The 17,694-nt window shown below is 59.0% G+C and carries 13 protein-coding genes; 7 read left to right on the top strand and 6 right to left on the bottom strand.

Annotated elements, in window-relative coordinates:
• Positions 1 to 56 precede the first annotated feature (56 nt).
• Positions 57 to 1,634 (top strand): acid phosphatase, encoded by a 1,578-nt coding sequence (locus PH547_RS21695; RefSeq protein ID WP_285169441.1) that lies wholly within the window; start codon positions 57 to 59, stop codon positions 1,632 to 1,634.
• A gap of 434 nt (positions 1,635 to 2,068) precedes the next feature.
• Positions 2,069 to 4,099 (top strand): methyl-accepting chemotaxis protein, encoded by a 2,031-nt coding sequence (locus PH547_RS21690; protein ID WP_285169440.1) that lies wholly within the window; start codon positions 2,069 to 2,071, stop codon positions 4,097 to 4,099.
• A 162-nt stretch (positions 4,100 to 4,261) separates the two neighbouring features.
• Here PH547_RS21690 and PH547_RS21685 read toward each other — a convergent pair whose 3' ends face one another.
• The 3 genes from PH547_RS21685 to PH547_RS21675 form a co-directional block, all read right to left on the bottom strand.
• Positions 4,262 to 5,629, bottom strand: coding sequence for an acetyl-CoA hydrolase/transferase family protein (locus PH547_RS21685; protein ID WP_285169439.1), 1,368 nt, complete (start codon positions 5,627 to 5,629; stop codon positions 4,262 to 4,264).
• Positions 5,630 to 6,621: 992 nt separating this feature from the next.
• On the bottom strand, positions 6,622 to 6,924 hold the full coding sequence (locus PH547_RS21680) for an alkylphosphonate utilization protein (protein ID WP_104827597.1): 303 nt from the start codon (positions 6,922 to 6,924) through the stop codon (positions 6,622 to 6,624).
• A 474-nt stretch (positions 6,925 to 7,398) separates the two neighbouring features.
• Positions 7,399 to 8,286, bottom strand: coding sequence for a LysR family transcriptional regulator (locus PH547_RS21675; protein WP_285169438.1), 888 nt, complete (start codon positions 8,284 to 8,286; stop codon positions 7,399 to 7,401).
• Between the two features lie 135 nt (positions 8,287 to 8,421).
• On the opposite strand from PH547_RS21675, the gene PH547_RS21670 reads away from it, so the two are divergent.
• Positions 8,422 to 9,201, top strand: coding sequence for an alpha/beta fold hydrolase (locus tag PH547_RS21670; protein WP_285169437.1), 780 nt, complete (start codon positions 8,422 to 8,424; stop codon positions 9,199 to 9,201).
• A gap of 303 nt (positions 9,202 to 9,504) precedes the next feature.
• Here PH547_RS21670 and PH547_RS21665 read toward each other — a convergent pair whose 3' ends face one another.
• The gene (locus PH547_RS21665; RefSeq protein WP_285169436.1) at positions 9,505 to 10,224 is read right to left on the bottom strand and encodes a GntR family transcriptional regulator; all 720 of its coding nucleotides are present in this window, start codon (positions 10,222 to 10,224) and stop codon (positions 9,505 to 9,507) included.
• A gap of 156 nt (positions 10,225 to 10,380) precedes the next feature.
• Between PH547_RS21665 and PH547_RS21660 the strand changes: the two genes are divergently transcribed.
• Genes PH547_RS21660 through PH547_RS21645 form a run of 4 tightly spaced genes read left to right on the top strand, consistent with a single transcriptional unit; the run spans position 10,381 to position 15,371 of the window.
• Entirely contained in the window at positions 10,381 to 11,196 is an 816-nt protein-coding gene (locus PH547_RS21660) for an ABC transporter ATP-binding protein (RefSeq protein WP_285169435.1), read from the top strand.
• Positions 11,197 to 11,209: 13 nt separating this feature from the next.
• Entirely contained in the window at positions 11,210 to 12,205 is a 996-nt protein-coding gene (locus PH547_RS21655; protein WP_285169434.1) for an ABC transporter substrate-binding protein, read from the top strand.
• A gap of 10 nt (positions 12,206 to 12,215) precedes the next feature.
• On the top strand, positions 12,216 to 12,986 hold the full coding sequence (locus tag PH547_RS21650) for an ABC transporter permease (RefSeq protein WP_285169433.1): 771 nt from the start codon (positions 12,216 to 12,218) through the stop codon (positions 12,984 to 12,986).
• Between the two features lie 12 nt (positions 12,987 to 12,998).
• Positions 12,999 to 15,371, top strand: coding sequence for a hypothetical protein (locus PH547_RS21645; protein WP_285169432.1), 2,373 nt, complete (start codon positions 12,999 to 13,001; stop codon positions 15,369 to 15,371).
• A 169-nt stretch (positions 15,372 to 15,540) separates the two neighbouring features.
• On the opposite strand, the gene PH547_RS21640 is transcribed toward PH547_RS21645, so the two are convergent.
• Both PH547_RS21640 and PH547_RS21635 read right to left on the bottom strand, forming a co-directional pair.
• Positions 15,541 to 16,788, bottom strand: coding sequence for an SfnB family sulfur acquisition oxidoreductase (locus PH547_RS21640; protein WP_285169431.1), 1,248 nt, complete (start codon positions 16,786 to 16,788; stop codon positions 15,541 to 15,543).
• A 31-nt stretch (positions 16,789 to 16,819) separates the two neighbouring features.
• Positions 16,820 to 17,614, bottom strand: a complete 795-nt coding sequence (locus PH547_RS21635; protein ID WP_285169430.1) for an ABC transporter ATP-binding protein — start codon at positions 17,612 to 17,614, stop codon at positions 16,820 to 16,822.
• Between the last annotated feature and the right edge of the window lie 80 nt (positions 17,615 to 17,694).

Here is a 17,694-nt window from a genome sequence, read left to right as displayed (position 1 = left end):
TAAGCTGCCGCGTCAGGTGGAGGCACGCCCACCCGAAACAGGGGAGATCAGTTCAAATGAAAACGATCACTGCCGCGGCCGTCTGCGCGTTAAGTCTTTCTGTGACGGCTTTTGCCCCTGCCATCGCCGGCGGCAGCGCCTCCGGCGCAAAGGCGGAACCTGCGCGGAACACCGCCAGTGATCTGAAGCTGATCGACACCGTGGTGATAATCTACGCGGAAAATCGCAGCTTCGACAATCTCTATGGCAGCTTCCCAGGGGCTAACGGGATTTCGAAGGCGCCGGCAAGCGCACGCATCCAGCGCGATCGCAACGGCAAGCCTTTCCGTGAGTTGCCGCCGATCTGGGAGGGTCTTACCGCCAAAGGCGTGACACCACCGGTGACCCAAGCGGAGACCGAGCATCTCCCCAATCGGCCATTCCGCGCCGACGATCCCAAGGGCTTCAACCTCACCTCGAATACGATCACGCGCGACCTCTGGCACCGTTACTATCAGAACCAGATGCAGATCGACGGCGGACGCAACGACAAATTCGTCGCCTATGCCGATTCAGGTGCGTGGGTGATGAGCTCGTGGGACGGCTCGAAGACGGCAATGTGGAAGGTCGCCCAGAAATACGTGCTGGCCGATAATTTCTTCATGGGCGCTTTCGGTGGTTCCTTCTTCAACCATCAATGGCTGATTTGCGCCTGTGCGCCCTATTATGCCAACGCCGACACCAGCGCCGCCAAGCCCTCGATCGCAGTGGTCGAGCCGGATGGGGTGACGCTTAAGGCCGCCGCCAATTCACCAGAATCGGCGATAGACGGCATTCCGAAATTCGTCGGCGACGGCAACCTCACGCCCGATTTCTACGCCGTCAACACCATGCAGCCGCCCTATCAGCCGAGCGGTAACGGTCCCGCGCCGGATGGCGACAAAGCATTGGCAGACCCGAACAAGCCAACGACATTGCCGCCACAGACTGAGCCAACCATCGGCGATATGCTCAGTCTCAAGCACGTGACCTGGGCTTGGTATGGCGGGGCTTGGCAGGATGTGCTCGACCACGGCAACAAGGAGCCAGTGCCGAATCTTCAATATCACCACCAGCCTTTCAACTATTATGCCAATTTCGCTCCCGGCACCGCAGCCAGGACCGAGCATCTGAGGGATGGCGGCTTGGCCGGCGCTGAGTTCATCAAAGCGATCGATGCCGGCACGCTGCCGCAAGTGTCTTTCTACAAGCCGCAAGGCAACCTTAATGAGCATTCTGGCTATGCCGATATTGAGGCTGGCGACGCCCATATCGCCGATCTGATCGGGCATCTTGAGAAGAGCCCACAATGGCCGCATATGCTGGTCGTTGTCACCTATGACGAAAATGGCGGCCTGTGGGATCACGTGGCACCGCCTAAGGGCGACCGTTGGGGACCGGGTTCACGCATTCCAGCAATTATCGTCTCGCCCTATGCGCGGCACGGCTATGTCGATCACACGCCCATGGACACGACCTCGATCCTGCGTTTCGTCACGCGCCGCTTCGAGCTTCCGACGCTGCACGGCATCACTGTGCGTGACGCTGCTATCGCTGCCCATAAGCAGAAGCCACTCGGCGATTTGACCAGCGCACTTGTGCTCAAGGACAAGTGAGATGTAGCGGCGGTTTTGGTCCCATCGCTCAGTGAAATGACGGCCCGTGGCTTTCGTGCGACTTCTGTCTGTACCTCTTCGGTGAAGATCATGGCTCAGACGTTATATGTTGAAGAGGCATTGGACGAGCGTCATGCACTGGCAAGGCCCGCTTTCCTTAAGCGAGACATCAGCCTTTGTCAGTCGCTGTTCTCTCCGACTTGACTATCACCAGTCTGATCCGCGCAATGACTATCCATTTTACGAAAAAGCGCCCGAGTTGCCTCTGATTGAAGGCACTTTTTTACCTTTATGACAGCTTCATGACACCCTGAGCGCGATCTAAATCTCTGATATTCGCGCAATATTCGTTGACGCATTGCATGACGCTGCGCGCAATTTTCGCTTCTGCCGGTCCTATGATGGTAACTTGCAGATCAATTGAGTGATTACAAATGCTGTCGGCTATTTCATCCCGTATTGGCACAAAATTAGCGGTGCTTTCCGCAATCGGCATTCTCATGGTCGCGACCATGCTTCTCGTCGTCTTGTATGGTGGCCAGATGATCGGCGAACGCTCGGCGCTTCTGAAGGATCAACTTATTGTTTCCCGCAATTTGGTTGATGCGAAAGCGTCGCTGCGTGGAATGCAGATCGGCGTTCGCGATCTCCGATTGGCCTCGTCACCGGAAGACCTAGCTAAGGCCGTGGACTATTTGGCAGCGCGCCATCATTCGGTGATCAACTATCTCGATCAAGCGTCAGCCGAGGTAAAGCTACCCACTGATCGGGACCGAGTGCAGACGCTCAAATCCCTGAGTGAAAATTTCTTTGCCATGACAGCCGAACTCGTCGATGTCATGAAGACGAAATTACAGAGCCAAGATGCCTCCCCCGCCATCCAAGCCAAAACAGCGGAGATCCAGGCAAAACTTCTGCCCATCTCCGATCAGGCAGCGAAACTATTCGACGAAGGTGTTGAGGCGGCAAAAAAAGCGGCGAGCCAGGCTGACGACGACGCGAAAGCGGGTGCAACACTGATCCTGCTGCTCAATCTTGGAATCGGATTGCTGGCGATTGTCACACTGATCGTCTCCGCCCTGTACGGTTCAAAGGCGATTGCACGCCCAATCAACGTTTTGACCAACAGCATGAGCAAGCTCGCCGCGGGAAATCTCGACGCAGGAGTTCCCTACGCCAACCGCCATGACGAAATCGGCGCGATGGCGCACGCGATCGAGGTGTTCAAGCAGAATGGGATCAAGGTTCGAGATTTGAACGCCCAGGAAGCCGCGTTGCAGACCAAGAGCGCCGATCTGCAGACGAGTATCGCTGCAGTTGTGTCCGCCGCTGTTGCGGGCGATTTCACGCAGCGGATCACGAAGGCTTATGACAATCCGGACCTCGACCATTTTGCGGCGGGCGTCAACGAACTGGTGGCCTCCGTCGACAGTGGCATTACCGAGACCCGCCGGGTTATTGCAGCCCTTGCAGAAGGAGATCTGACCGAAACGATGAGCGGAGATTTCCAGGGAGCATTTGGCGAACTGAAGGACAACGTCAACGCAACGATGGTCAATTTGCGCTCCATACTTGGCGAGGTATCCAGCGCAATCGAAACGATCAACAGCAACGCAGGAGAGATGCGGACCGCATCTGACAGCCTGTCCAAGCGCACCGAGCAACAGGCGGCCTCGCTCGAAGAAACATCCTCTGCACTCGAGGAAATCACCGTTGCCGTGAAGAATTCCACCGCCCGGGCGTCGGAAGCCAGCCATATGGTCAACGAAGCACGCAAGAGCACGGAGCAATCAAGTTCCGTCGTCAAGGAAGCCGTTGCGGCGATGGGCAGGATCGAGCAAGCCTCAGGCGAGATCGGTCAAATCACCAATGTCATTGATGAGATCGCCTTCCAGACAAACCTGCTTGCACTAAATGCCGGCGTTGAGGCCGCCCGTGCCGGGGACGCCGGCAAGGGCTTCGCTGTCGTTGCTCAGGAAGTCCGCGAACTGGCACAGCGATCGGCAAATGCCGCCAAGGACATCAAGACGCTCATCAATCGCTCCAGCGAGGAGGTCAGCTCTGGCGTAAAGCTTGTCACAGCGACGGGCTCGGCGCTCGCAGCGATTGAAAGTCAGGTCGTCAAGGTGAACGAGCATGTGTATTCCATCTCGACTGCCGCGCGGGAGCAGTCGACGGGTCTTTCCGAAGTCAGCATCGCTGTGAACCAGATGGATCAGGCCACGCAACAGAATGCGGCAATGGTGGAGGAATCGACTGCTGCCACCAACGGCCTGGCAGACCAAGTCAGAACGCTTCGCGATCTCATTGCACAGTTCAAGCTCGGACCAGCGATGGCGTCGCGTCTGGTTGTTGGGACAGCGAAACCAGTTGCGTCGCCGGCACGGGCACTCGGCCGCAAGCTAGCCAATACCTTCTCCGGCAACACGGCGGTTGCTCGCAAGGCCGATTGGGAGGAGTTTTGATGCAGGACTGGCTGCCCCCTAGTTTCGGCATCGCAGCAGGATACAGAAGTAGGTAGCCACAGACGAAACACGACCCGACATAGCTCGGGTTGTGCTCGCTTTAGAGTTTTGAGGTGCGGTACGGGCGTCATCATACGTGCTGCAGAGAACGGCCTTCTCGTCTCAACGGTGGGTGTCTGAAGTTCGTGAATTCAACACGGTATCAGCATAAAACCCCGCCCCATGGGCTGCCCGATCCAGCTCCTCGCGGAAATCCGGGTGGGCCAGCGCAATCAGTGCCCTTGCTCGCTCGGCCACGGACTTGCCCTTGAGGTTCGTCCATCCATATTCCGTGACGACGATATGCGTGTCGTTGCGCGATGTAGTCACCGGCCCGGTCAGTGCCGGAACAATGCGCGAGAGCGTGCCCTTCGCCGCGGTGGAATGACAAGCGATGATCGACCGCCCTCCCCGCGAAGCATAGGCGCCACGCACGAAATCGACCTGACCGCCGGATGCACTGAACTGCCTGCCGTTCATGAATTCCGAATTGCATGCCCCATTCAGATCGATCTGCAGCGTCGCGTTGACTGACACAGCCCGGTCGTTCCGAGAAATGACGAAAGGATTGTTCACATAGTCGACAGGATGGGCTTCAATGTCCGGATTGTTGTGCAGGAAGTCGTAAAGCGACTGATCTCCCAGCGCAAAGGTGAAGACCGACCGCCCGACATGTGTCTGCTTGCGGCTATTGTCGACCACGCCCGCCTTGACCAGATTGGCAAGGCCCACCGTCATCATTTCCGTATGGATGCCAAGGTGGCGATGTTGCGAAAGGCGCGAACACACTGCATCCGGCAAGGCGCCGATACCCATTTGCAGGCAATCGCCGTCTTCCACCAGGCCTGCAACGATCGCACCGATGGCATCGTCCACTTCATTGCTCGGAGCGGCCGGCAGGATCGGCAGACCGACGTCATTTTCGACCACCGCCGTGACGGCTGATACGGGGATCATGCAATCGCCTCGCACATAGGGCATCTTGGCATTGACTTCGAGGATCAGCCGAATTCCTGGCTTTCGCGATACTGTGAGCGCATAGTCGGTACTTGCGCCGAGGCTGAAATTGCCATCCGCATCCATCGGCGCGACGATTGCAATCAGCGTATCTACTCCGACGTGCTCCACCAGAGAGCGCGGCACCTGGCTGAAATGGCAGGGCACCAGGTCGACAGCCGGCAATGCTTCCGCCGATCGCCTCTTGTCGAGCGCACGCTCCACGCCTCCGTGAAAGTAACTGATCGGAATGATCCGGTGGCAGAGGTCGAAATCGAAGACGCTGGTTCCCGCAACGCCAGTACAAAGAAGATAGTGGAGCCGCACATTGTCGACGGCTCCCGCCCGAGCTCGCTCGGCCAATGCCGCAAGAATGGCAGGCGGCTGACCGGCAGCTATCGGCATCGCCACCTTCGCGCCAGACGGGATCAGAGCGACGGCCTCCTTTGCGGATCTCAGCCGTTCGCGATACTGCATCTGATGGATAGTCGTCATTGGGCCCTCCTCCCGCTGCTATTTTTCAGAATAAATCAGCATCGATTTCCATGTTCACATCGTTACCGGCATTTACGACGGTTGCGGGCGTTTTCGTCTGCCGCAAAACATGCTTTATCAAAGCAGCGATCATGCCCTCATAGCAATTCCTGCACAACATCCAGCGAGGATACGGTTGAGCGCATGAAAGCGAAGAATTTCGCTCGATCCATGAGGTTTTCTTTCTTAAGAGGGATACGGCCGCGTGAAGAGCCAGCCATACCGCGACCTGTCTTCAGTTTGGTTTCATCTGGCGGTGGTACCAAACCTCGCGCGAACCAAACGCCCACCCGGTAAATTGTACGCGCAGCATGAGCCATAACCGGTGCTCTGGTCCTGCCTCACTGCCACGAGGCAGGACCTCTTCATTCGTTTGCGTCTCTTCCGAGGGGACGGCTATTTCCGTCCCCTTGCCATACGTTGGGAGGCCGCTAGGTCACATTACCCAGGCCAGCAGTCGGAGGGATAAGTTGGTGTATGATTGGAGCGGCGTCAGGACACGCCGGATAAAGGTACTGAAGGTGGGAATTTCACTTATGATCGCGGCCGCTGCTCTGGCAGGCCCGGCGATGGTGCTGCTTCGGTCGCATCATTGAAGCCCAAGTGCCACATGCCCATGGGCGGCCTGCACAGCCGCGATCCGAAACGGCACACGCCTCAGTGGATATTAATCTCGCATTTCTGACGCAAGGAGGTTTGCTCTGGTTTAAGCACGCAGCCGGCGATCTACTGTACGTGCTGAAGCGGGGCTCCCATGCGACGGCCGGGAGTCCCGAAACAACCTTGGTCGGGAATGCGGGACTCCCGTCATCGAGCCTGGAGTTTCGCGGCCGCTGTCAAGAAGTCATCGATCTGCTGGGAGCGCCTAGTGTTGATGCCGTTTGAAGCCACGTACCAAGGTTAAGCTGCAATCGGCGCATCACCAGCAGATGCCTGAACGCTAATTTCTCCGATCACCGCTTGCGCACGAACTCGGTGCGCAGGACTAACCCCTTGATCGCGTCATGCCGGCAGTCGATCTCTTCCGGGTTGTCGGTGAGCCGGATCGACCTGATGACCGTCCCTTGCTTGAGCGTCTGGCCGGCTCCCTTTACCTTGAGATCCTTGATCAGAACCACGGAGTCCCCATCGGCCAGCACATTGCCGGATGCGTCGCGGACCTCCGCAGCTTTCGCGGCCTCCGCGGCGATCTCCGAAGCCGGCCGCCATTCGCCGCTCAGTTCGTCGTAGATGTATTCATCGTTCTGGTCGCTCATGTCTGCCCGCCGGGTTGCCTTGTTAACTGTGTCAGTTGCCGTCACGCTCGTAGCATGGGCGGCCAAACTTGTGTGAGCCCTCTATCTTGCAAGCGCCATAAAATCAAATCGGCTAGCGTTGTTCGAACTCGGTCGGGTGGTTGCATCAGCCTCTGGAGTGCTGCCTGTTCGGTAACTCCTGTGGAACCTAGCCCTTGTCCCACACAAAAAGCCCCTATCCGGTTAGGGATAGGGGCCAGTTGCCATGAAGTGCTTGATTTCAATCGTCGGAGGCACGTCCGACCATTGAATTAGAACATGATAATGTCGTTTGTGATATACACCCTTTGGCCTGCGGATAGGGCCTGTTCGACATAGAGGCCCTATTCTTGATGGTGCGTGTCGACCGATTTTCGTAGCATCGGTGAGAAACGCGACGACAGCACCCGTTAGCGAAATTCCGGATGAGCGCAATCAGCGCTCTTGCCCGCTCGGCTACTGCAGACCGAACTTCCGAACGGCAAAATCCAGAAAGCTTCGCAGCTTGGGCGTCATCCGCCTGTCGGGCGCATAGAGTACGTGTAGTGGACGGGCGGGCGGTTCATACTCTGGCAGAAGCCTCACCAGGCGCCCGGCCCGGATTTCTTCGACCACCAGCTCGTGCGGCTGCAGTAGTACCCCCATACCAGCAACAGCAGCGGCGCGTAGCGCTTCGCCGCTGTCGGTCGAAAACCTGCCAGCGATCGGGACGGATATGACGCCACCCGGTCCCTCGAACGCCCATTGCGTTCTAAGTGATGTGTGCGAAAACACCAGGCACTCGTGCTGTTGCAGGTCTTCCGGTTTCGTCAGTTTTTCGGCCGACTTTAGATAGGAGGGTGCGGCACACAAAACCAAACGAAGAGGCGCCAGCCCTCTCGTCAACAGTCGGCTGTCCGGGAGCTCTCCAGTCCGGAAGACAACATCGAAACCCTCCTCCACAAGGTCTACGGTGCGGTTGGTCAGGCTGAGGTCCAATGAGACTTCCGGATGCCGCTTCAAATATTCCGGTAATTCAGGCGCGAGCGCGTGACTGCCGAAAGTGATCGGTGCACTGACGCGAAGTCGTCCTCGCGGGATTGAGCGGGTTTCAGCAATCAGCGCCTCGGCTGCCTCCATCTCCGCCATGATGTTCTTGGCATGATCGTAGAATATGCGGCCACTGTCGGTGAGGCTTTGTCTACGCGTGGTGCGGTTCAACAGCTTGATGCCGAAATCCTGCTCCAGCGCCCTTAGTTGCTTGCCTGCCAATTGGGATGACATACCGAGTTCAGCGGCGGCAGCCGAAATTGAACCTGCTTCGACGGCTTTCACAAAAACCTGCATGCAAGCCAGTCTGTCCATTTGAAACTCATCGTTTGTTATCATGATCCTGTTCGAACATTTATTCCCAATATTTTCATATGTACAAGTGCCTTCCATCTGATCGCGGTTGCCTTCCGCAAAGCCTGCGGTAGGCCCAATTCAAAGGAGCACTTGATGTCATCATTCGTGAAAAAAGCAGTTGTAGCCGCCGTCATGGGCAGCACTGCGCTGGCCTCAAACGCAGCACCCACCAGTGCGTCCGAGGTCGAAAAGCCTGTCGTTGTGCTTGTGCACGGCGCTTTTGCCGACGGATCGGCATGGAACAAAGTCATTCCACTCCTTCAAAAAGAAGGGCTGAAGGTTGTTTCGGTGCAGAACCCGCTTACGTCGCTGGCAGATGATGTAGCAGCCACGCGGCGCGCGCTGGATACGCAGACCGGTCCGGTCGTTCTGGTGGGTCATTCCTGGGGCGGCGTCGTCATCACGGAGGCTGGCCAGCACGAGCACGTCAAATCGCTGGTTTATGTCGCCGCGTTCGCTCCCTCGGAAGGTCAATCGGTTGCGGATTTGTCCAAGGACTATCCGGTTCCCTCGGGTTTCGCCCACATCATCGCGGATAAAGAGGGTTTCCTGACACTCAGCCTTGAAGGGGTCGCACAGCACCTAGCCCAGGATCTTCCGGCAGATGAAACACGGCTGATGGCGGCCACGCAAGGTCCTGTACGCGGCAAGAATTTCGAGGAGAAAGTAAGCGATGCTGCCTGGAAGACGAAACCTTCATGGTACATCGTCAGCGAGCAGGACCGCATGATTCAGCCGGATCTCCAGAAAGCGATGGCAAAGAAAATCTCGGCCCATGTCGTGAGCTTGCCGGCAGGACACACGCCGCAACTATCGCAGCCTGCGGAAGTAGCAAAAGTGATTCTGGCGGCGACGGCCGATCTGTCGAAATAGCAACACATGATGCGCGCTGGCATCAGCGTGCCGCTATTAATCTATGCCTTTCGTGAGCGCAGTGCAGTCTGCGCTCACAGAACGCACGCTTGGCAGCGTGCGACGACTTTGCCCATCGCCAACCGGGCGCCTCCTGACAGCCTTCTGTTCAAGCATCCACTTAGATGCAAGCCTTGCAGGGATTTGGCTTCCGCTTCGATCATTCCGCTGCACTAACAAGCGAAAGCTATAGATGACCGCTCTTGAGGAACACGAACCGTGATCCCAAGATCAGCGATGCTGAAACAGCTTGAAGTGCTCGATTTAAGCGGACATTCGATTGCCGAGGACAAATTTGTATCGCTCTGGCCGGATGAAAAATTCCGACCACTCAGCGCAGGCACCATGATCGAAATAAGAGGTTCGTTCGAGGACAAGCAAGACCGCATTTGCGGCAACGCCGATCAAGGACGATATTCGAGATGGGACAGCGCGCGCGCCGATCGCTATCTCGGCGGAGCCAATATCGGCGCCCGCTTTGTCTTTGAGGAGGGCATAGGTCGGTCGTTGTTCGGCCGTTTCCAGATCCAGCTCGGACATGACGGCGGGCATGAGGCTTCGGCCTAAGGCTATGGGCTCGTCATCTACCATGTGAAGGCGCTCCAACAGCGCGCATTTTGCTCCGAACAACGAGACAAACGCCGACGGCGTTTCAATCGCGATCAGTTCGACGATCCGCATCGTGGCATCGAAGCCCTGCACTTTCAGCGACTCGTGAAAGCTGCGCAGGGTATCGATCTGATGGCGGACCTGCTTGCCGGCGACGAAAGTGCCCTTGCCTTTCCTACGCTCGATCAGCCCGTCCTTATCGAGCTGCTCAAGCGCAAGGCGGACGGTGACGCGGCTGACGTCGAAGCGCACCATGATCTGCGATTCCGATGGCAGTCGCCCGGAGGGCTCATATGTCCCTTCAGCGATCTCGCGGCGAAGGCGATCGGCGATCTGGAGATACATCGCCACCGGGTTGTTGCGTATCAGGCTCATCTATTTTCCATCGAGGTTAAAAAGACCACGGACTCTTACAGCTTTGGAATACCGTTCTCCTTTGCCGCCGGACAAGGGAAGGCTCCGCGTTGATAACTTGTATTATAATGTATTAAAAACTGGGGCAATTCCAACGTCGGATTATTCGAACGCGATATGGCATTTGTTTCCCCAGCACGGCAGCTTTCACGCGGCGCGACCTTTTCGGTGAATGGCATGGGTTTCGCTTATCCCGAAAGCCGACGCAGTATATTCGAACGGTTTTCCCTGGAAGCCCGTCCGGGAGAATTTGTCGCGGTCCTCGGTCCTTCGGGCTGCGGCAAGTCGACATTGCTCAATCTATTGTCCGGGTTCCTGCATCCACAAGCCGGTCATATCACCATAGATGGGGCGTCGGTTGTGCCGGAGCATCCGGCACTCGGATATGTGTTCCAGTCACCCAATCTTTTCCCCTGGCTGAGCGCCCTGGAAAATGTCCGCTTTGGCCTTCGTATGAATCGCAGGGGATCGCCACAGGAGCAAAAGGCCGTCGCCCTGCATTTTCTGCGGCTTGTCGGCCTGGGAGAACATGCGGACGAACCGCCTCACCGATTGTCGGGCGGCCAGCGTCAGCGCGTCGCGCTTGCGCGCTCGCTGGCACTTGAGCCGCGCCTTCTGCTCATGGATGAACCGTTCGCAGCACTCGACGCCATGACGCGCTCTTCCCTCAACGACGAACTGCTCCGCATCTGGTCGAGCTTGGGCCAGACCGTGCTGTTCATCACGCATGACATCGACGAAGCGATCTATCTGGCGGATCGCGTCCTGGTCCTCGGTCTGCCTCCGACCGGCATCACGGCAGAAGTGACAATCGATTTGCCGCGTCCTCGCGACCAGCGAGGCACGCGAGCCAATCCTTTGTTTGCGCAACTGCGCGAACGGCTCGCCGAGCAAATCGCCGCCGTTATGATCAGCAATCAACGCATTACCTGAAGGGAACCATCCGATGAAACGCATTCTACCTGCAGCTCTTCTCGCGCTTGCTGCTGCCTGGCCCGCTGGTGCGCAGGAACCCCCGCCGCTTCGCATCGGCTGGGTCCAAGCCATGGCAAATGCGCCGGCCCTCATCGCCGGGGAGAAAGGCTACTTTCGGGAAGAGGGATTGAACGTCGAGCTCAAGGGTTTTGGCGACGGCCCCGTCATTCAGCAGGCGGTGGCGGGAGGGGAAATCGACGTGGCCTATATCGGCGCCCCGCCCGTCTATCAATGGGCCGCGCGCGGGCTCGAAGCGAAGATCATCGCCAAAGTGAACTGTGGTCAGGCAGCCTTGATCGCAAAAGCGGATGGCTCCATTCAATCGCTCTCAGACCTCAAAGGCAAGAAACTCGCTGGCGTCAACAGAGGAAGCGGCATGGACGTGCTGCTGCGCGGCTTCGTCCTGAAGGAGACTGCCGGCCTCAATCCGGACACCGACCTCCAATTATCGCAGATGCCCGTGGGCAACATGAACTCCGCCCTTGATACAGGCGTGGTGGATGCAGCCTTTTCATGGGAGCCATTCATCAGTCAGTCTGTGCTTCGCGGCGCTGGTCGGGTCGTATTCGACGTGAATGGCGCCCTGCCGGGCTATCCATGGTATGTCGTGGCAGCACCTGCAAAAACGTTGAAGGAGCGGCCGGACGACCTCGTCAAATTGCTGCGGGCCAATGCCAAGGCCATCGCATTTCTCCGGGAGAACCCCGAGGAGGCCAATCGGATCATTGCCCGGAGTTTCAAGCTGGAATCGGTGAACGCCGCGGACGGAAGCGTGGTTCCGCCGGAAGCGATCGTTGCGGAAGCCAGGAAACGCCTTGGCTGGTCCGCTGAAATCGAGCCGTCCGACCGCGCCTTCATCCAGCGCCTCATCGATTACTCCGTTAACCTCGGCATTCTCAATAAGCCGTTGAACGTCGATGACATCATTGACGACAGTTTTGCCGCGAAAGCGGCCGCTCAGCGGTGAGATCCGATCGATGAAGAACTTGACAGCGCGGCGGCGTTTTCCGCAGCCGTCCTGGCGCTGGGCAGCGCTTCCCTTCCTGCTTGCCGTGTGGTGCCTCGCCGCCAGCAGGGTTCCGTCTTACGTGCTGCCACAGCCCTGGGAGGTGGCAGCCGAGGGATTGCGCTGGATCCAGTCCGGCGAGCTCAGCCGCCAGTTTCTGGCCAGCTTGTTGCGTGAGTTCGGCGGCTTCGGCGCGGCTGTCCTGGCGGCTCTGCTCATAGGGGTGTCCGCCGGACTTTGGCGGCCGTTCCGGGAGTTCGCCCAGCCTTTGCTCGGTCTGTTCATGGCGATCCCTCCGATTGCCTGGGCGCCGCTCTCCCTGATCTTCTTCGGCCTCGGCTATCTCTCGATCGCCGTTGTCATATTCATAGCGTCGGCTTTTCCGATGGCTTTGACGATCCAGGAGGGCGTGCTTTCCATCGGCGGTGGGGAGGTACGCGCAGCCCGCATTCTGGGTGCCAAACGGTTTCAACTGCTGGCCCACGTGTATTTGCCTGCCTCCCTCCCCTTCCTGATCGCCGCATTGCGCATCGGCTTTGCGCAGGCATGGCGCGCGCTCGTCGCCGCCGAGATGATCGGCGCCTCCCAGGGGATCGGCTGGATGGTCGCGATGGGCGGGCAGGTCGGCAATTCGGCGCAGGTGCTTCTCGGCATCGCGCTGATCGGACTCATAGCGTGGCTCATGGAGAGCCTCGTATTTCGACGGATAGAGCGCAGCTACGAAGGCTGGCGCGGACAATAACGGACTTCTCCCATGACAGAGACTTTGCAGCACAAGGCATCCGAGGCCACCGCCCATTCCCCGACGGGCCTTGCCGCCTATTTCGACACCCTCCCCTTCCTCGGCCGTCTCACCTGTCAAAGACAGACGCTGACCGCGGGCGAGTGGACCGAACTGGAACTCGTCTATGAAGTCGGCGCTGTCGGTCTTGCCGATGGGGCATGGCTGAAGCTCGCCTTCAAGTTCTATTCCGATTGGGCACTGTTTCAGACAACGGACCCGACTGGCGCCAACTACGTTTCCGCCGAATATCACGCCGGGCCACTGGCTCCTGGCCAGAGTCCGGCAACTGTGCAGGCGCTGAAGGTGCGTTTCGATCAGAAGGGACACGAGCGTCCTTTCCAGAAGGCCGTTATCGTCGATGTCGTCGATGGCTACATCAATCCCGGCGACAGGATCGTCATCCGCCTTGGAGATCGACGACAGGGCGGCGCCGGCACGCGGGTGCAGACGTTCGTGGAAAAGGCCTTCCGATTCCGGCTGTTCATAGATCCGCTGGGCAGCTCGAAATTTGCCGAAGTGCCGGGCGACTGCAAGCTCGAAATCCTGGCCGGCCAGCCCCACGCCCTTCAGGTCATTGCGCCGCGCCTTGTTGGCCTCGGCCAATCCTTCGATGCGATTGTGCGCGTCGACGACATATGGGGAAACACCTGCCGCGATCGCAATTTGCGGGGCACGCTCGTGATCACCGCTCCAGACGCGACCCAACGCACAGAGCCGATCGCGCTAGCCGCGGAGGACTGGACATTCGCGCGGATTTCCGGGCTTTCCTTCACCGAAGCCGGCGAGTGGAAACTGGAAGCATGGCTCGACGGCGAACCCTTTGTCGCAGCGGCCATCGCCTATGTCCAGAGTGAAGAAGGCGCATTGCGTCCTCTCTACGCGGATCTGCACGTTCACTCCGACGACACTGTCGGAACCAACGACGCGACTTACAATCTCACCTACGGACGAGACATCGCCGGGCTTGACGTAGTGGGCTACACCGTCAACGACTTCAACATCACCGAAGCGAATTGGAACAAGGCCGTGGAAATTATCCATGGCCTCAACGAGCCCGGCCGCTTCGTCTGCTATCCGGGAACAGAATGGTGCGGCAACTCTGCAGCCGGCGGCGACCGCAACGTCGTCTTCCTTCGTGATGGCAAGCCGCGCTTCCCCTTTGATGAAAAAGGGCAGTCCCTCCGCTCTTTCGAATGGAATGAGACGACGGCCGGAACGATCCGACCCGGCGTGTGGCCAGTAGACCGGCTCCATGCCGCCTATGAGGACGATCCGGAGGGCCATTTGCTGATCCCGCATGTGGGCGGCCGGCGCTGTATTCTGGATTGGAACCATCCGGAGCTGGAAAGGCTCATCGAGATCGGTTCCGCCTGGGGGCAATTTCACTGGCTCTACACCGAGGCGCTCGCACGCGGATACAGGGTCGGCGCCTCGGCCGCGAGCGACGAGCACCAAGGCCGATGCGGCGGCGGCGCGCCGGCAACCGGAACTTTCGGTTCGCGCGGCGGGTTGACGGGCGTCATCGCAGACCGTTTCGACAGGGCCGGCGTCGGCAGCGCACTCAGGGCACGGCGCACCTTCGCCACGACAGGCGAGCGGAGTTTCGCTGTTCTGTCCCAGGGAAAGCATTTCATGGGCGAGGCGTTCAACGCGGAACCTGACGAGCCGCTCTCCTACCGTCTGCTCGGCCATGCCGGCTGGGAAGAGGTTCAACTCTATGATGGCGATCGCCTCGTGTGGAGCCGCGATCTGCATGCGGAGGCTGGCCTCAGCGAACGCAACGTCCGTATCCGCTTCGGTGGCGCCCGCATCAAGGATCGCTATCGGGCAGCTTATTGGAGCGGCGACGTCGCCGTGACCGGCGCGGCGCTCCTTGATCTGTATGGGGTCGGCTTTGACCATCCTGAACAGAGCGTGTGGCGCACCGGCCTCGGCAAGCTCGGCTTTAGAACGGCAACGCACGGCGATATTGACGGAATTGAGCTCACGCTTTCGGACCTAAACGACGCTCACATTACTATCGACGCCAAACTCCACGGCTATAGCAAGATCGGCGACCCGCTTCAGCCACCACCGCATGTGCATGCCCCCGAAGCAAGGCTGGAAGTCAGTGGGAAAGATCTGATTGCAAAGGGCTCGATCACACTCAATCTGCCGGGCGTCGAGCTGCGTCTGATCGTGGAAACGGTTACAGACCAACCGCTACCAAGAGATCTTGCGGGCGAGATTTCGTTGCACAAACTTGAACTCGATCCGGGACGAGAACACCCGTTGTTCCTCACGGCGCGTCAGCGGGATCAATCCCGAATTTGGACGTCTCCGCTGTTCTTGAAGCTTCGATAATTGATGTCGGTAGACGCGACCTTTGACGGCGGCTCCCCTCATCATCAGCCTGCTCTGCGCCTCCGCCATGTGTTTGGGAGAGGCCGCCGTATTTGTTTCAGGCTTGCTTTGCCACGAGCCTTGAGGTCTCCCACACCGCTACGACGCGGGAGACCTCTTCGGACCGTCGTCAACTCCACGCATGCAGCGGGGGCTTTTCGCCATTCAGGAAATACCTTCCGAGAATGGCGTATTTCCAGCGCACAGGGTCATGGAGCGTATGGGTGCGCGCATTGCGCCAATGGCGATCGAGATTGTGCTCGGCAAGCGTTGAGCGGGTGCCTGCCAGTTCAAACAGCTTATTGGTCGCCGCAATTGCGATTTCGGTCGACAGGATCTTGGCCTCAGCCGTTACGATCTGCGCTTCGGCGACCGTCTCCGCATTGGGGTTCAGCACGGCGCGGTCGATTGCATAGCCGGCTTTTTCCAGAAGCGCTTGCGCGGCATGCAGGCGCAGCGTCAGGTCGCCGACGGCCTGGATTGTATAGGGATCCTCCCAGGCGTGATCCTGGCCGCTATCCACCCACGCCCGGCTCTTGGTGCGCACGAAGGCGACCGTCTCGTCAATGGCGGCCTGTGCGATACCCGTGTCGACGGCAACCTGGATGATCTGGAATATGGCGCCATCGGCGGTCGGCACTTCATAGCCCTTGTATCCGGGCACGAGATGGGTCTTCGGCACCTTGACGTTGTCGAGCAGCACGGTGCCGGAGAGCGTCGTTCGCTGCCCGAACGAGGACCAGTCATCGATGACAGTCAGCCCTGGCGCATCGCGCTCGGCAATCGCATACCAGGCCCGCCCCTCGTCATCGAGCGCGACAATCGGCACCAGATGCGCGAGCAGTGCGCCGGAGGAGTAGAACTTGCGCCCGTTGACGACGACGTGGTCGCCGGCATCGGTGAAGCGCGTCTCGAAATCGACCGCTCGTTTGGAACCGAATTCCGAAAAAGCGTTGCCGAAGCGGGTGCCCTTCAGCACCTCGGCAAACAGAAGTTTCTGTTGGGCGGGATCCGATACGGTCCGGATGGCAGCAACGACGCCCAGATGGTTCTGGGCGATCTGGCCGATCGAGGAATCCGCTGCCGATATGATCTCGATGACCTTTGCGAGCGTTGCGTACGAAACCTCCGGCCCGCCGAAGGCTTTTGGCACATTGATAGACCATAGGCCGCTTTGCGAAAAGGCGTCCAGCTCGGCTGCAGGCCAAATGCGTTCGCGGTCGCGCTTGGCCGAGTCCTTCACGAATTCGGTCGCAAGCCGCCGTGCAACGGCGATTGCCTCGGCATCGTCCTTGATGACATGGGCAGGCTCGGCCGGGCGAGGAACCGCCGGTACGGCCTTGGCGGCATTTTCGGTATTGACCTGTGAGAGCGTCATGATGGTTTCTCCTTTTGAGGATGGCGGCCGATCAGGCCGGTGGGAGGTTTGTTGCGGCGGGTGTGGGTGCGGGTGTCGATTTCTGACCGAGATAAAATGCTTTGACGTCGTCGCGCCCGCGCAACTCGGCCGCATCTCCCGAAAGAACGGCGGTGCCGTTTTCGAGAACTGTCGCGCGGTCGGCATAACGCAGGGCGATCGCCGAATTCTGTTCGGCGACGAGAATGGAAAGACCGCTTTCAACATTCAGCCGCCGCAGCGTCCGGAAAATGTCCTGCACGACGATCGGCGCCAGCCCCATGGACGGCTCGTCGAGCACCAGCAGCTTTGGACGTGACATCAATGCACGGCCGATCGCCGCCATTTGCTGTTCACCACCCGAGGCGAGGCCGGCCAATGCACGGCGCTTCTCCTTCAGCCGGGGGAAAATCGTGTAGATTCTCTCCAGATCCGCGGCGATCTCAGCGCGCGAGCCGCTCCGTCTGAGACCGCCGGAAATGAGATTTTCCTCGATGGTCAAATTGCGGAAGCAATGCCGGCCCTCAAGGACCTGCACGAGACCGGCGCGCACCAATTCGGCCGGCGTTGCCGTTGTAACGTCACGGCCCTCGTATAAGACGCCTCCAGCGGTAATCTCGCCGCGCTCGGCCGGAAGCAGATTCGAAATCGCCTTGAGCGTCGTCGTCTTGCCGGCGCCATTGGCACCCAGCAGCGCCAGAATCTCGCCGCGGCGCAATGTGAAGCTGACACCGTGAAGCGCCGTGATTGCTCCATTGTAGGTCGCTTTGATCCCGTCCACGCTCAGCAGAACGTCTTTTCCAGCCATGGTCCACCCAATCTCAGTGTGGTTTCGTATGCGAGCCGGGCACCGGCAGAAAGCAGCAGGGCCGCGCTGTCGATGCCCAG

It is taken from the genome of Rhizobium cerradonense (assembly GCF_030182455.1).
GTDB lineage: Bacteria > Pseudomonadota > Alphaproteobacteria > Rhizobiales > Rhizobiaceae > Rhizobium.
This window is presented reverse-complemented; position numbering and strand designations above follow the sequence as displayed.

Excerpts from the sequence above, each read along its gene's own strand:
- PH547_RS21690 (WP_285169440.1), top strand. The coding sequence starts at position 2,069 with ATGCTGTCGGCTATTTCATCCCGTATTGGCACAAAATTAGCGGTGCTT.
- PH547_RS21695 (WP_285169441.1), top strand. The coding sequence starts at position 57 with ATGAAAACGATCACTGCCGCGGCCGTCTGCGCGTTAAGTCTTTCTGTG.
- PH547_RS21645 (WP_285169432.1), top strand. The coding sequence starts at position 12,999 with ATGACAGAGACTTTGCAGCACAAGGCATCCGAGGCCACCGCCCATTCC.
- PH547_RS21675 (WP_285169438.1), bottom strand. The coding sequence starts at position 8,286 with ATGGACAGACTGGCTTGCATGCAGGTTTTTGTGAAAGCCGTCGAAGCA.
- PH547_RS21670 (WP_285169437.1), top strand. The coding sequence starts at position 8,422 with ATGTCATCATTCGTGAAAAAAGCAGTTGTAGCCGCCGTCATGGGCAGC.
- PH547_RS21680 (WP_104827597.1), bottom strand. The coding sequence starts at position 6,924 with ATGAGCGACCAGAACGATGAATACATCTACGACGAACTGAGCGGCGAA.
- PH547_RS21640 (WP_285169431.1), bottom strand. The coding sequence starts at position 16,788 with ATGACGCTCTCACAGGTCAATACCGAAAATGCCGCCAAGGCCGTACCG.
- PH547_RS21635 (WP_285169430.1), bottom strand. The coding sequence starts at position 17,614 with ATGGCTGGAAAAGACGTTCTGCTGAGCGTGGACGGGATCAAAGCGACC.
- PH547_RS21650 (WP_285169433.1), top strand. The coding sequence starts at position 12,216 with ATGAAGAACTTGACAGCGCGGCGGCGTTTTCCGCAGCCGTCCTGGCGC.
- PH547_RS21665 (WP_285169436.1), bottom strand. The coding sequence starts at position 10,224 with ATGAGCCTGATACGCAACAACCCGGTGGCGATGTATCTCCAGATCGCC.
- PH547_RS21660 (WP_285169435.1), top strand. The coding sequence starts at position 10,381 with ATGGCATTTGTTTCCCCAGCACGGCAGCTTTCACGCGGCGCGACCTTT.
- PH547_RS21685 (WP_285169439.1), bottom strand. The coding sequence starts at position 5,629 with ATGACGACTATCCATCAGATGCAGTATCGCGAACGGCTGAGATCCGCA.
- PH547_RS21655 (WP_285169434.1), top strand. The coding sequence starts at position 11,210 with ATGAAACGCATTCTACCTGCAGCTCTTCTCGCGCTTGCTGCTGCCTGG.